This window comes from Actinokineospora sp. UV203, assembly GCF_056323665.1.
Genome location: NZ_CM150484.1, coordinates 1,716,090 through 1,730,158 on the forward strand (window position 1 = coordinate 1,716,090; position 14,069 = coordinate 1,730,158).

Annotated in this window: 11 protein-coding genes; 7 read left to right on the top strand and 4 right to left on the bottom strand. The window is 70.3% G+C overall.

Going from position 1 to position 14,069, the window contains the following annotated elements; all coding sequences use genetic code 11:
• Positions 1-2: 2 nt before the first annotated feature.
• The gene (locus ACUZ2Y_RS07705; RefSeq protein ID WP_476328343.1) at positions 3-422 is read right to left on the bottom strand and encodes a YybH family protein; all 420 of its coding nucleotides are present in this window, start codon (positions 420-422) and stop codon (positions 3-5) included.
• A 109-nt stretch (positions 423-531) separates the two neighbouring features.
• Between ACUZ2Y_RS07705 and ACUZ2Y_RS07710 the strand changes: the two genes are divergently transcribed.
• Both ACUZ2Y_RS07710 and ACUZ2Y_RS07715 read left to right on the top strand, forming a co-directional pair.
• The gene (locus ACUZ2Y_RS07710) at positions 532-903 is read left to right on the top strand and encodes a YciI family protein (protein ID WP_476328345.1); all 372 of its coding nucleotides are present in this window, start codon (positions 532-534) and stop codon (positions 901-903) included.
• Positions 900-2,099 carry an RNA polymerase sigma factor gene (locus tag ACUZ2Y_RS07715; RefSeq protein ID WP_476328346.1) on the top strand — a complete coding sequence of 400 codons (1,200 nt, stop codon included), beginning with the start codon at positions 900-902 and terminating at the stop codon, positions 2,097-2,099. The genes ACUZ2Y_RS07710 and ACUZ2Y_RS07715 overlap by 4 nt, the downstream gene beginning before the upstream one ends.
• Positions 2,100-2,156: 57 nt before the next feature.
• Here the strand turns inward: ACUZ2Y_RS07715 and ACUZ2Y_RS07720 are convergent, their stop codons facing one another.
• The 3 genes from ACUZ2Y_RS07720 to ACUZ2Y_RS07730 are packed head-to-tail and all read right to left on the bottom strand — an operon-like array spanning position 2,157 to position 6,771.
• Positions 2,157-4,097, bottom strand: a complete 1,941-nt coding sequence (locus ACUZ2Y_RS07720) for a vWA domain-containing protein (protein WP_476328348.1) — start codon at positions 4,095-4,097, stop codon at positions 2,157-2,159.
• Positions 4,094-5,500 carry an AAA family ATPase gene (locus ACUZ2Y_RS07725; RefSeq protein ID WP_476328350.1) on the bottom strand — a complete coding sequence of 469 codons (1,407 nt, stop codon included), beginning with the start codon at positions 5,498-5,500 and terminating at the stop codon, positions 4,094-4,096. The genes ACUZ2Y_RS07720 and ACUZ2Y_RS07725 overlap by 4 nt, the downstream gene beginning before the upstream one ends.
• A gap of 53 nt (positions 5,501-5,553) precedes the next feature.
• Positions 5,554-6,771 carry a low temperature requirement protein A gene (locus ACUZ2Y_RS07730; protein ID WP_476328352.1) on the bottom strand — a complete coding sequence of 406 codons (1,218 nt, stop codon included), beginning with the start codon at positions 6,769-6,771 and terminating at the stop codon, positions 5,554-5,556.
• Positions 6,772-6,795: 24 nt separating this feature from the next.
• Here ACUZ2Y_RS07730 and ACUZ2Y_RS07735 point away from each other — a divergent pair, with 24 nt between their 5' ends.
• The 5 genes from ACUZ2Y_RS07735 to ACUZ2Y_RS07755 are packed head-to-tail and all read left to right on the top strand — an operon-like array spanning position 6,796 to position 14,057.
• Positions 6,796-7,278, top strand: coding sequence for a YcxB family protein (locus ACUZ2Y_RS07735; protein WP_476328354.1), 483 nt, complete (start codon positions 6,796-6,798; stop codon positions 7,276-7,278).
• A 52-nt stretch (positions 7,279-7,330) separates the two neighbouring features.
• Positions 7,331-8,125 carry a hypothetical protein gene (locus ACUZ2Y_RS07740; protein ID WP_476328356.1) on the top strand — a complete coding sequence of 265 codons (795 nt, stop codon included), beginning with the start codon at positions 7,331-7,333 and terminating at the stop codon, positions 8,123-8,125.
• 55 nt (positions 8,126-8,180) lie between these two features.
• On the top strand, positions 8,181-11,687 hold the full coding sequence (locus ACUZ2Y_RS07745) for a P-loop NTPase fold protein (protein WP_476328358.1): 3,507 nt from the start codon (positions 8,181-8,183) through the stop codon (positions 11,685-11,687).
• A 55-nt stretch (positions 11,688-11,742) separates the two neighbouring features.
• The gene (locus tag ACUZ2Y_RS07750; RefSeq protein ID WP_476328360.1) at positions 11,743-13,500 is read left to right on the top strand and encodes a substrate-binding domain-containing protein; all 1,758 of its coding nucleotides are present in this window, start codon (positions 11,743-11,745) and stop codon (positions 13,498-13,500) included.
• Between the two features lie 14 nt (positions 13,501-13,514).
• Positions 13,515-14,057 (top strand): hypothetical protein, encoded by a 543-nt coding sequence (locus ACUZ2Y_RS07755; protein WP_476328362.1) that lies wholly within the window; start codon positions 13,515-13,517, stop codon positions 14,055-14,057.
• Positions 14,058-14,069 lie beyond the last annotated feature (12 nt).

Here is a 14,069-nt window from a genome sequence, read left to right on the forward strand (position 1 = left end):
AGTCACGGCCGCAGCTCGACCGCGGCGGTGAACGAGCCGTCCATGTGGAATGGTGTGGACGTGTGCTCGTGGACCACCAGCCACTTCCCGTCGGTCTCGCGCAGGCAGACCGTCGAGCGGAACCACAGGTCGAACTTGTGGTCCGTGCCACGCGGGACGGCCGAGAGCCGGTTGAGGCTGTGGCAGAAGGCGATGTCCGCGTTCGCGGTCACCACCAGGTCGCGGATCTCGTAGTCGACGGGACCGTCGAAGGTCGCGAACCAGGCGCGCAGCCCCTCGGGGTCGATGCCGGTGTTCCGCAGCGGCGGCGCGAGGTCGTACCGGACCGCGTCGGGCGCGTAGGCGGCGACGATCGCGTCGACGTCTCCCTTGCGCATGGCGGTTTCCTGCTCGGCCATCAGGTGCCGGATCTGCTCGTTCACGGTGTGCTCCTCGTAAGTCGTCGGGATGTGTTCGTCTGGGACGTCGAAGCCGTGGCGGCGGCTTCGACATCCGGGTGAGACTGATTCGAGAAACTTTGGGAGGACTTCCGTGAAGTACCTGATCCTGATCCACAGCAACCCGCGCTCGCTGGCGGTGTGGGAGACGCTCACCGATGAGCAGCGCATGGAGTTCGGCCGCGGGCACATGGCACTTTCGAACGAACTCGCCGAGTCCGGTGAGCTGATCGTCTCCGAGGGACTCGCGGAGCCCACCATGGGCAAGCGGGTCTCGGTCCGCGACGGGCGGACCCTGGTCACCGACGGCCCGTTCGCCGAGGTGAAGGAACACCTGGCGGGCTTCCTGCTCGTCGAGTGCGACTCAATCGAGAAAGCCACCGAGATCGCCGCGCGCGTGCCCGACGCCGCGCTGACGGAGGTCGAGGTGCGGCCGGTGCTGGACCTGAGCTGGCTCGAGCAGTGACCACCGGGGTCGAGGGCCTGCTGCGCGATCTCGCGCCGCGGGTGCTCGGCGCGGTGGTGCGGCGGTATGGCGGGTTCGACTCCTGTGAGGACGCGGTGCAGGAGGCGCTGCTTGCCGCCGCCGTGCAGTGGCCTCGCGACGGGGTGCCGGACAACCCGAAGGCGTGGCTGATCACCACGGCGGCCCGGCGGCGCATCGAGTCGCTGCGCGCGGACTCGGCCCGACGGCGGCGCGAGGACACCGTCGCCGCCTTGGACGTCCCGACGGAAGCGTCCGGTGTGGACGACACGCTGACGTTGCTGCTGCTGTGCTGTCACCCGGCACTGACCCGGGTGTCGCAGGTGGCGCTGACGCTGCGCGCGGTCGCCGGGCTCACGACGGCGGAGATCGCGCGGGCGCTGCTCGTGCCGGAATCGACTGTGGGACAGCGGATCAGCCGGGCCAAAGCGCGGATCAAGGCGGCGGGCGCGGAGTTCCGGCTGCCGCCCGAGCCTGAGCTGGCGGAGCGGATGGAACCGGTGCTGGAGGTGCTCTATCTGGTCTTCAACGAGGGATACACGGCCAGTTCGGGCACCTCGCTGCAGCGGGTGGAACTCAGCTCGGAGGCGATCCGGCTGACCCGCCAGGTGCGGTCGCGGCTGCCGGATGACGGGGAGGTCGCGGGCCTGCTTGCCTTGATGCTGCTGACCGACGCGCGGCGGGCGGCTCGGACCCGGGACGGTGAGCTGGTTCCGTTGGCTGAGCAGGATCGGTCGCTGTGGGATCAGGCCGCGATCGCTGAGGGGATAACGCTGATCAGCTCGACGCTGGCGACCGCGGCGATCGGGCCGTATCAGTTGCAGGCGGCTATCGCGGCGGTGCACGACGAAGCCGGGTCGGCTGAGGAGACGGACTGGACGCAGATCCTTGGGCTGTATGAGTTGTTGAACGCGTGTGCGCCTGGGCCGATGGTGACGTTGAATCGGATCGTGGCTTTGGCGATGGCACATGGGGCTTCGGAAGGTCTGTCTGCGTTGGCTGCCGCGGAATCTTCGCTCGGCGGGCATTACCGGGTCGACGCGGTTCGGGGGCATCTCCTTGAGATGGCCGGTCACTTCGCTTCCGCCCGGCAAGCGTATGAGGCTGCCGCCAAGCGCACGCCGAACGTCGCTGAACAGCGGTATTTGCGGGGGCGGGCGGGGCGGATCCTCGGTTGACGCCGTGTAGTTACTTTACAATAGCTGGGGCTCGTGTTGGTCTGTCGTTCCCTGTCGCTAAGCGCGGCGGGTGTGCAGGTAGTCGCTTACTACCGCTGCGCCCAGGCCGTCCAGATCCGGGTTGAGCACCCTTCCGCCGCCGCGTTTCGCGATGGTGTCGACAAAAGTGGCCAGGCGTTCGTCTTCGCCCAGCATGAACACCGACACCGACGCGCCCAGTTTGGCCAAGGCATCGACCTCGGCCAGCGTCTTCGAAATCGTCCGAGGCGTTGTGGGGTAGTTGAACTCGGCGTTGCCGTCGGGTTCCAGATGCGCCGTGGGTTCGCCGTCGGTGACGACCAGGACGACGGGGTGGGCGTCCGGGTTGCGGCGCAGGTGCCTGCCCGCCAGCAGCAGGGCGTGGTGCAGGTTCGTTCCCTGTTCCCACACGCCTTCCAAGGCAGTCAGCTGACCTATGTCCACTGTGGACGCATGCCTGCCGAAGGTGATGAGCTGCAGTTCGTCCGAGCGGTACCTGGTGCTCACCAAGTGGTGCAGGGCCAGCGCGGTCCGCTTCATCGGGATCCAGCGGCCGTCCTGGACCATCGACCACGACGTGTCCACGCACAGCGCGATGGCCGCGCGGGCGCGCTGTTCGGTCTCGATGACCTCGACGTCCGTCACGTCGATTCGGACTTCGCCCTGTTTCGTCGATGCCGTTCGCAGCACCGCATTTCGCACCGTGCGAGAGACCTCCCAGGGTTCGGAGTCACCGAACCGCCACGGGCGGGACGCGCCGGTGGGCTCGCCGGCGGCTCCGGCGCGGGCGGTGTCGCGCTCGCCGCGGCGCATGGTGGCGGCGACGTCGGCGAGGGCGGTCTCACCCAAGCGGCGCAAGGCTTTCGGTGAGAGGTGCAGGGTGCCGTCGGACGAGCGCTCCAACAGGCCCTGCGCGCGCAGTTCACGCTCCAGTTCGGACAGTCGGCGGGCGTCCACGCCCGCGTCGTCGCCGAGTTGGCGCGACAGCGCTTCGAGGTCGATGTCCTCCAGCCGGGCGCCGGGGTAGGACTGGGCCAGCTGCTCGGCGAGTGCGTCCAGCTCGGCCAGGTCGGCCATCGCCTGCGCGCCCTCGCCCATGCCCAGCGGGTCCTGGCCGCGGAACCTGGTCGCCGACGTCCAGTCCTCCCCCGGCCGCAGCGCCCGCAGGTTCGCGTCCAGGGTGGAGATCTGTTCGGCCAGGCGGGGATCGCCGAAGGCGGCGGCCATGAGGTTGGACAGCTCTTGGCGCTGCTGCTCGCTCATCGAGTTCATCATGCGCTGCGCGGCGGCGGCGCGGGCGGCGAGCGCGTCGATGAGTTCCTCGACGGTGCGCGGGTTCTCGGGGAAGAAATCGCCGTGGTCGGCCATGAACCGGCGGAACTGCTCGTCGGTGTCGTCGCCGCGCAGGTGGGCCAACAGCAGGGCGTTCAGGTCGGCCATCATCGCCCGGATGCGTTCGGCGTCCTCGGGGCTGACCTCGCTCAGAGCTTGTTTCATGCCCTGGAACCGGGACTCCATCAGCTCCTGGCCGAGCTTGTCGCGAATGCGCTGGTAGGCCTGGCGGGCCTGCTCGGACCGCCAGTCGTACTCGGCCAGTTCGCGGACCGCGGCGGCTGTGCTCGGCGGCAGCGCGTCGAGCTGGGCCTCGCGGAAGCGGGCGTCGTCGGACGGGTCGGGGAACAGCGCGGACCGCTCGGCTTCGAGTGCTTCGTCAAGCAGGGCGCGGACTTCGTTGAGCGTGCCCTCGAGGTTGTGCCTGCGCTGGATGCGGGCCCGGCGCTCCCACAGCCGCCTGGTCAGCTCGTCGAGACCCGTGGTCCCGGTGGTGCCGCGCCGCAGGAGTTCCTCCAGGGCCGAGCGCGGCGAGGAACCGTCCATGATGTCGCGGCCGAGCTGCTCCAGCGCCGCCCGCAGGTCCACCGGCGGGGCCAGCGGGTCCGGCCCCTCATGGAACGGGCCATAGGCGAACTGGCCGGTCATGGCCCGTACACCGCCGCGCCGGTGGTGGCGTCCTTGGCGACCTTGCGGGTGAGGAACAGGTATTCCAAAGCCAGTTCCACCGCAGCGGCGATCCGGCCCGGGGCGGCGTCGGCGTTCACCCCGACGCGGGCGGCGACCTCGTGCAGCACCGGCAGTTCCGGCAGGGCGGCAAGGACTTCCCGGCCGGGGACGCGTTCCCCGGTGGCCACCAGGTTCCCGTCGGCGATCACGTCGATCAGCGGCCGCAAGTCGAGCCCCGCGAACCGGTCGCGCGCGGTCTCGGCCACGGCCCGGCGCAGGAGGTGGGTCAGGTGCTCGGTCTCCCGACCGTCCTCACCGGACTCGAATTCCAGCTTGCCGCGCAACACTTCGGGCACCGAGTCGAGGTCGATCGGCCGGGCCACCGCGGGCTCCTCGCCGGTCAGCGCGGACCGGCGCAGCGCGGCGGCGGCCACCGTCTCGGCCGCGGCCACCGCGAAGCGGGCGGACACCCCGGAGCGCTGGTCGATGGCGCTGGACTCGCGCAGGTTGCGGACGAAGCGGGCCAGTACCTCCAGCAGCGGGTCGCCCACCTCGGCGACCAGGTGGGCCTCCTGGCGCACCATCGCGACCTCGGCGGCGACCGTGGTCGGGTAGTGGGTGCGGATCTCCGCGCCGAACCGGTCTTTGAGCGGGGTGATGATCCGGCCGCGGTTGGTGTAGTCCTCGGGGTTCGCGGTGGCCACGACCAGCACGTCGAGCGGCAGCCGCAAGGTGTAGCCGCGGACCTGGATGTCGCGCTCCTCCATGACGTTGAGCAGCGCGACCTGGATCCGCTCGGCCAGGTCGGGCAGTTCGTTGACCGCGACGATGCCGCGGTGGGCGCGCGGGACGAGTCCGAAGTGGATGGTCTCCGGGTCACCCAGGGTGCGGCCTTGGGCGACCTTCACCGGGTCGACGTCGCCGATCAGGTCGCCGACAGAGGTGTCGGGGGTGGCGAGCTTCTCGGTGTAGCGCTCGTCGCGGTGGCGCCAGACGACGGGTAGGTCGTCGCCCAGTTCCGCGGCCAGCCGGATCGAGGCCGGGGTGATCGGCGCCAGCGGGTGCTCACCCAACTCGGCGCCGTCGATCACGGGGGTCCACTCGTCGAGCAGCCCGGCCAGGGTGCGCAGCAGCCGCGTCTTGCCCTGCCCGCGCTCGCCGAGCAGGACGATGTCGTGCCCGGCCAGCAGCGCGCGTTCGAGGTGCGGCAGCACGGTCTGCTCGAACCCGACGATCCCGGGCCACGGGTCCCGGCCCGCCCGCAGCGCGGCGAGCAGGTTGTCGCGGATCTCGGTCTTGACGCCCTTGGGCAGGTGCCCCTGGGCGCGGAGGTCCCCGGCGGTGCGCGGCAGCGAGTCGGGTGCGGTGTTCTTGGCGGTCACGTGTTCGACGCTACGCACGTTCGGCCCGCAGGTCGACGTGGAGCGCACTCCAGCTAGTGGTGTTCGGCGTGGCGGATCTCGTCGCGGTGGGCGGCGTAGTGGACCCATTCGTAGGCGATCAGGGCGACCATCATCGCGGTCAGCACGCCCAGCGACGCCAGGGCGGGCAGCAGGGCCATCAGCGGCACCACGGCGATCATCAGCAGGCCGACGATGACCCGCTGCGTCTTGAAGGCCCGGTTGCACCGCCACGAGATCGCGGCCTGGGCCAGCAGGTACAGCGCGGCGCCGCCGAACATCGCCCACAGCGGCGGTCCGTAGAGGGGATCGGAGAGCGTGTGCCCGTCCACCCCCGCGACATAGTTGAGCACCTTCTTCATGCCGAGGGCGAGCATCACGATCCCGATGACCATCGGCAGGTGCAGGTAGGTGAACGCGGTCCGCGCCATCCTGGTGCGCGCGTCGCCGCGGACCTTCGCCAGAGCGCGTTCGGACATCAGCGCGTGCGTGTCGAAGTAGCCCCACCACAGGCACGCGGCGATGGTCAGCCCGAGCGCCGCGGCGATAAGGATCGGCAGCGAGATCGCCAGCTCGTTGATGCCCACGCCGATCGCCACGATGGACTCGCCGAGCGCGATGATCAGGATCAGGCCGTGCCGCTCGGCGAAGTGCTTGGCCGAGTCGATCCGCCAGCCGCGCACGCCGATCACCGCCGTGCCGCCGTAGTCGGCGACGACCGCGGCGACCCAGAGCAGCGTCTGCGCGGTGCCCGAGGTCTGCGCGGCGGCGAGCAGCAGTGTCGTGCCGGCTGCCATGGTCAGACCGAACCGGATGAGCTGCGCGCGCAGGGCCGCGTCCCCGCGCGCGACGATCCAGAACAGCCACAGGTGCACCGAGCGCACCAGCAGGTAGCACAAGGCGAACACGGTCGGTCCGTGCACACCGCCCGGCAGGTCGTCGAACGACTCGGGGATGGCGATGGCGACGCCGAACATGGCGGCCATCGCCGTCAGCATCGCCGTGCGGGCCAGTCCCTCGTCGGCCTGGACCAGATTGGACAACCACGAGTACCCGACCCAGCACCACCAGACGACGGCGAGCAGCAACGCGCCTCGCCCCAGGCCATGCCAAGTCGGTGTGTTCGCCATCAGGGCGGTGACCTGGGTCAACGCGAAGACGAAGACCAGGTCGAAAAACAGTTCGAGGTTGGTGGCCGTCGAACTCTCGGCCATCCGGCGCATCCTGGCGCCCGCGGGCTTGCTCTTGCTCACGACGGTGACAGTAGGTTGTCCGGCGTGTTGATACGACTTCGTTGGGAACCCTCGCCCGGGGATTGGTCCGACGGGATCAAGGCGACGGTGCCGTTCGCCCGCCGAAGTGTCTGGTTCGCCGTCGCGTTCGGTGTGTTCTCGGTTGTCCTGCTGGTAGTCGGGCAGCCGGTACCGGGCGTGTTCGGGCTGGTCTGTGCCCTGGTCATCGCCGCGCTGCCGACGATCGGAACCCGGCTCGCGTTTCGCCGGAATCCGATCGCGGGACGGACCGTCACCGCCGACGTGGACGGCCACGCGATCCGCATGATGACCCTCGACGGCACCGCGTACAGCGACATCGTGCTGGCCGACCTCGATGGCTGGGCCGAGACGGAGCGGAACTTCGTCCTGCACACCGGATCCGGTGGTTTCCACCCGCTGCCAGGGCGCGCGTTCGACAGTGTCGAGGATCTCGACCGGTTCCGTGACCTGCTGGTACGGACGGTGGGCCCGGCGAACGGGACCTGAGCTGGGGAGCTGACACAGTGGCCGCCGCACACGTGGCGTAACCTTGCCTCTCGTGTCAACTCCGAGTGCGACCTTCGCGGTGTGGGTTTCCGCCTGGCTCAACGGATCCGCCGCCGCCGACGACGTCCTGGACGCCCTGCTCCACTGGGCCGAACTGCACGACGTGGTGGCCGTGGACGAGAGCACGGGGGCCGCGCTCGACGTCCCGGTCCGGGGTCAGGCGGGCGGCCAGGTCGCCGCCCTGCTCGCGGCCGTGCGCCGCGCCGACGTCACCGGTGGCAGGCTCGCCCTGCCGGTCGCGGGCGATGTGCGCGGCCTGGGCGGTCGCAGCGAGTTCGCGGGCACCGCCCTGCACGCCGGTGAGGCCGTCGTGCTGCACGGTGCCCCGCTTGGCCTGGTCCCCGAGCCCGTCGCGGACGGCGTCCTGCGGTGGACGGTCTTCGACATCGGCGACGCCCCGCCGGCCGAACACCTGCCCCTCGGCGAGGCCGAGCACGAACTGACCGGCGCCATGCGCGTCGCGGCGGGCGTGCTGACCGAGCTCGGGGTGGCCAAGCACCGCTCCGGTGTCCGCGAGGAAATCACCGCCCGCGTCGCCCACCGCTCGGCCGCACCGTGGCCGGAAGGCACTCCCCCACGCGCGCTGCGGGTGTTGCAGCGGGCGAACGAGGTCTCCGCGATCCTTGAGCTGGCCTCGGAGGACGCCCCCGGCAACGCCGTGTCGTCTTCGGCTGCCCGCAGGCGCGCCGAGGCCCTGCGCCCGCTGTTCGACGCCGTCCGGGTCGCGCGGCTGGCGGCGGTCGAGGAAGCGGTCCGGGTGTTCTCGGACCACGCCGAGAAGCACTGACTCAACGCACCCGTTTCGTAGCGGTCGGTGCCCGTGACCGGGCAGACTGCCACGGGTGATCACCGCTCCCTTCGCCGGCCACCCAGGACTCGTCCGCGCCGTCGCTTTCACTTCCGACGGCTCACAACTCATCACCGGCGGCGATGACGGCACGGTCCGGCTCTGGGATTCGGCCGACGGCGAGGAACTGGAAGCGGTCCACGCCCTTCCCGGCGGAGTGCGTTCCCTGGTTGTCGCAGGCGGCGCGGTGTGCGCTGGGCGGGCCGGTGCGACGCGCGTCGTGTTCGACTCGCGGAGCCCGAAGCCGCTGAGCAGCGGGCCCATCGGGGCGATCGCGATCGACGCGGACATTTGGCTCTGCGGGCTCGACGGAACGATCGCCACTCGCAACCGCCGCAACGTCGCTACCTACGACGGTCCAGTGCACGCGGCCGCCGCTGACCATCACCGGCTTTACTACGGCGGTTCCACCGGTCTCGTCCAGACCATCTCAGAGATCGACACCTCGGCCAGGACAATCACCTCGCACGAGCGCGGTGTCACCGCCATCGCCACGGCCCGTGGCACCGGCACGGTCGCCTCCGCAGGCGGCGACGGGTTGGTCAAGGTATGGCACGCCGACGTGGACCGGGTCACCCACACCTTCACCGGCGACGGCGAACCACTGCACGCGGTGGCCATCTCCGCGGACGGGCACGTGGTCACCTTCGGCGGAGCGGGCGGGCGGGTGTGGCAGTGGGACCGGCGCACCGATGCTGTCACCGAACACGCCGATCACGGACACGCGATCCACGCGCTCGCGACCCACGGCGGCCGCGTCGCCGCGGCCTGCGGAGACCGGACGGTCCGAGTCACCGGGTCGTCCCCGGTCACTCTGGCCGGACACGGCGGAGGCATCCGGGCGATGGACATCGGCGGCGGAGCGCTGGTCACCGGAGGCGACGACCTCGCCGTGCGGATCTGGGACCGGAACACCGGCAAGCACCGCACCACACTGACCGGTCCGACCGCCGGAATCCGTGCGGTGAAGGCCTCCCCTACCCAGGTTCGGGCCTTCTGCGAGAACGGCGACGCCTGGCTTTGGGATCTCGATTCCGACAAGAGCACCCAACTGGGGAGCTCCAACCAAGAGTCCACCGTGCACGCCGCCACTTTCACCGATGACGGAGTCGTCACCGGCAGCCTCGACGGCACGGTCCGGCTGTGGACCCCGGACAAGCCCGACGAGATCATCGGACGCCACCACGACTGGGTGCGCGCCGTCGCCTTCTCCCCGGACGCGGGTATCGCCTCCGGCGGCGACGACGGCGTCGTCCGGACCTGGGGCGACGAACCCCGAGAAACACAGGCACCTGCAGGCACCGCCGTGCACGCTCTCGCCTTCCTGCCGGACGGGTCGATCGCGGTCGGCATGGCCAGTGGCGCCGTCTGGCTGCACGTGTTCGACCAGCAGACCCGCTACGCCGGCCACACCTCCGCCGTGCGCTGCCTGGCCTTCGCCCGCGGCAGGCTCGTCGCAGGCGCCGACGACGGCACGATCCTGGTCTGGCAGCTCAGCCGACCCGACCACCCGATGGTCCTCGACGGACACCTCGGCCGCGTGCAGTCCCTGGTCGTCGACGACGACGGCAGGCTGATCAGCGGCGGCGAGGACGGCACGATCCGGGTGTGGGACCCGATCACCGGCTTCCAGCTCGCGGGCACCGGACTCACCCCAGGGCAGCCCGGACAGGAGCGCGCCGACGTCAGCAATGACGCCGAGAGCGAAGCCGACTTCCTCGGGTTCTCCCGCGACGTGTCCACCCTCGCCGCCCTCATCGCCGACCGGTCGATCGGGCCCCCGCTGTCGGTGGCGCTGCTCGGAGCTTGGGGTGCGGGCAAGTCGAGCTTCCTGCGTCAGCTGGAGCAGCAGGTCAAGACACTCGCTGGCCGGTCACAAGGCAACCCGGAGCAGAGCGCGTTCGCTGCCAACGTGCGTCAGATCCGGTTCAACGCCTGGCAGTACAGCGACGACCACCTCTGGGTCGGCTTGATCGAGCACCTCTTCGACAGCCTGACCCCGCGCGAACAACAGGACAGCGCAAGCCAGTCCACCGAGGCCGAGCTGGACGAACTCCGGGCGCGCAGCCGTGACCTCGGCGCCGAACTCGAGCGGGCCGAGCGGACCGGTGGCGCCGCCGCGGACCTGCGTGCGCCCGCGCTGCTGCGCCTGTTGTGGCGCGAGCGGACAGTGCTGCGCTCGCGGTGGACGCTCGCCCTGATCCCCGTCGCCCTCGCCGCCGCGGGCGTCAGCTGGGCCCTGTGGGGCTCCACACTGGCGGTGGTGGGTGCCACCGTGATCGCGATCGGCGCAGCGGTGATCCCGGTAGTCGAGGGATTGATCACCGGCTGGGGCAAGTTCGCCGGGCTGCCCGGGTCGCTGCGGGAGAAGGTGCGGGCCCGTAAGAAGTTTCTCGACACCCAAATCGCCGCCAAGGACGCGGAGTTGGCCCGCACCGACCCGACCGCGCGCCTGTCCGCGCTGATCGCCGAGGTGCGGGCGGGGCACTACGAGCAGTACCGCGGGGTCCTCGGCCGCGCCTATGAACACCTGCGGACCCTCAGCGACGACGTCCGCGCCGCCCTAGACCAATGGCGGGCCATGCCGCAGGGGCCGCCGCCGCTGGAGCGGATCGTGCTTTACGTCGACGACCTCGACCGCTGCCCGCCGCGCAAGGTCGTCGACGTGCTCGCCGCGGTGCACCTGCTGCTGGCCCTGCCGCTGTTCGTGGTCGTGGTGGCCGTTGACCCGCGGTGGCTGCGCCGGTCGCTGGAGCAGCACCAGAGCGAGCTGTTCGGCCCGGACAACGGTGTCGCGGCCCGCCCACTGGACTACCTGGACAAGATCTTCCAGATCACTTTCGCGTTGCGCCCCATGGGATCGGGCGCCGACCGGCTGATCGACCAGCTGCTCCCCCAGACCGAACCCGAAGCGCCCCGCGGTCCGGAGACCACGCCGCGGCCGTCCCAACCGACGACCGCCGCCGCGCCATCGAGCGTGTCCCGCGTGAAGGCCATGCCCGCACCGCGGCGCTCGCCGGTGGCCGATCCGACACTGCGCCCGGACCGCCTGCTCCTGCGCGAGACCGAGCGCGACTTCATCAAACGGCTCCGGCCGCTGCTCGATACCCCGCGCACGGTCAAGAAGCTGATCAACCTGTACCGGCTGGTGCGCATCGGCGTGCCCGGCACGAACCTCGACCGGTTCGTCGGCCAGGACGGCGGGCCGTACCAGGCGGTGCTGATCCTGCTGGCGATCGTGCTGACCGCACCGGACCAGGCCCGCGACCTGGTGACCGCGCTGCGCACGACGCAGGAGGCGGACGTGTGGGCGGTGCTGGCGGAATTGGAAGCCAAGGACGCCGGATGGCGGCAGACCAATGCCGTTCTCGACGCCATTCGGGCAGGTGTCGCGGTCCATGGCGACACCGGCACGTATCGCGCGTGGGCGGGAACGGTGACCCGGTTCAGCTTCGAGACTTACGACATGGTCGACTCCGACGATCAAGTCATCGGAGAGTGATCTCTCTGTCACACTGGCAGCTCCGCCTGCCTGACGATCTCTGGGAGGACCGCACGTGTCGAACCCGCGCACAGCACGCGCCAACACACCGTTGATCATCGCGGTTGTCGCCGGGTTGCTGGCCATCGGCGGGATCTATCTGCTCACCGGGGACGACAAGCCAGCGGCGGCGCGAACCGACTGTGTGCCCCTGGAGATGAGCACGTCCACCGAGAAGGACGAGCTGATCGGCCGGATGGCGGAGCGCTACAACGCGGCGGGCCGCGAGTTCGGCGGTGGCAAATGCGCCACGGTCACGGTGCACGGCCTGACGTCGGGCACAGCCATGTCGGCGCTGCGCACCGGCTGGGCCGCCGCCGAGACCGGGCTGCCGGAACCGCAGGTGTGGAGTCCGAGCACGTCCTTATGGCTGAGCCGGATACCGGCGGCGCGCAGGCTCGAAGTGGTGGTGACCGAGACCCACCGGTCGATCATGTCCAGCCCGCTCGTCGTGGCCATGCCCGAGGAGATGGCCGCGGTGTTCCTGGCCAAGCATCCCGATCCGGGCTGGGACGACCTGTTGGCCCTGGCGACCGCGCCGGGCGGCTGGGCGTCGCTCGGCAAGCCGGAGTGGGGCAAGTTCTCGCTGGGCCGCGATCACCCGGAGCTGTCGTCTTCGGGCCTCGCGGCGTCGATCGCGACTTTCCACGCGGGCTCGATCGCGAACAACTATCCGGGGATCACGAAGGAAAGCATCACCGACGGCCAGGTCACGAGATTCGTGCACGGCGTGGAGTCGTCGGTCGAGCGGTACAGCAAGGACGCCGCCGAGTTCGTCGACACGCTGCTGGCCGAGGACAAGAAGAACCTGCCGGTCCCCTACGTCAGCGCGATCGTCATGCAGGAGCAGCTCGCGTACACCTACAACCAGGGTGGACCGAACCGCAAGTTCAAGACGATCACGCCGACGGACGGCACCCTGCAGTTCGACCACCCGTTCGTCGTGCTGGCCTCAGCCACCGCGGACCAGCGGGCCGCGGCGGACGACTTCTACGCCTACCTCAGCGAAGGCGACCGGCTGCTGGGGTTCCGCGAGGCAGGCTTCCGCGACTGGGCCAATCCCAGCGCGCCGACCGAGCAGCTGCGCACCACACTGTCCATCCCGAACGGTCAGCTGGTCTCGGCGATTCCCGCGCCGACACCGGACCTGGTCGAGGCGATCGTCAAGGCGTGGAACGGAACCCGGCGCGACGCCCGGGTGCTGCTGGTGCTCGACGTCTCCGGGTCGATGAACGAACCCGCCGCGGAGAACGACCCGGAGGTGCGCGGCAGCAAGCTCGACCTGGTCAAACCGGCCGCGAAGCGGGCGCTTGACCTGTTGTCGGCCGATGACGAAGTCGGGCTCTGGACGTTCTCCTCGCCCGGTTACACCGAGCACGTCCCGGTGGGGCGGCTCGCCGACAACAAAGCCGCGCTGGCGGCGACGATCGATGGACTCGGGGCGACCGGGGCCACCGATCTGTACGCCACGGTCGGCGCCGCCTACGCCAAGATGACCGCGCAGCCCGACCCGGAACGGATCAACGCGATCGTCGTGCTCTCCGACGGCGCCGACAGCAGCAAGGTCCCGGGCGCCCGGGAGGAGCTCCTGGCGAAGATCAACCCGGAGCTCACCGAAACCAAGATGCCGATCTTCACGATCTCCTACGGACAGCGGTCGGACCCGGAGACCATGCGGATGATCGCGACGACGAGCAAGGCGCTGTCCTACGACGCCGTCAAGGACCCGAAGAACATCGACGAGGTGTTCGTCAGCGTCTTTCACAACTTCTGAGAGGCTGCTGGCCGATGGGCTTACGACAGAACCTGCGCGAACCCACCGGGCTCGCCGCCGCCGTCCTCCTCGGTGTGCTCGCCGCGGCCCTGACCGCCGCGCGCGCCAACTGGGGATGGCTGGCCGTGCCGGTGGGTGTCGGTGTCGCCGGACTGGTGCTCCTCATCAAGGCGGCCCTGACCAAGGACAGCGCGGCGGCCCCCGCGCGGGCGCGCGACCTGCTGCGGCGGATCTGCCTGACCGCGGTCGACGTGCGGCTGCGGGCCACGACCGTGCGCGACGCCGACCCGGTGATGGCGCCGACCGCCCGGGTCGTCGACGCCGCGTACCGGCTCGCGGCGCTCGTGGCGCGCAACGACATGCGGCTCGCGCAGACGAGGTCGTCGGCCGCCCTGGCGACGCTGAACGACTGCGCGACCCGGATGGCCGTCCTCGCCAAACGGGTCGACGGCACGTCGCCGGCCCGGATCTCCGGACTGGTCGAGGAACTCGGACTGCTCAAGCGGAACCTGGAGAACGCGGAGAGCGCGGTCGACCACGCCCTGAAGGCGACCTGACCGCGCACGCAC

Excerpts from the sequence above, each read along its gene's own strand:
- ACUZ2Y_RS07720 (WP_476328348.1), bottom strand. The coding sequence starts at position 4,097 with ATGACCGGCCAGTTCGCCTATGGCCCGTTCCATGAGGGGCCGGACCCG.
- ACUZ2Y_RS07755 (WP_476328362.1), top strand. The coding sequence starts at position 13,515 with ATGGGCTTACGACAGAACCTGCGCGAACCCACCGGGCTCGCCGCCGCC.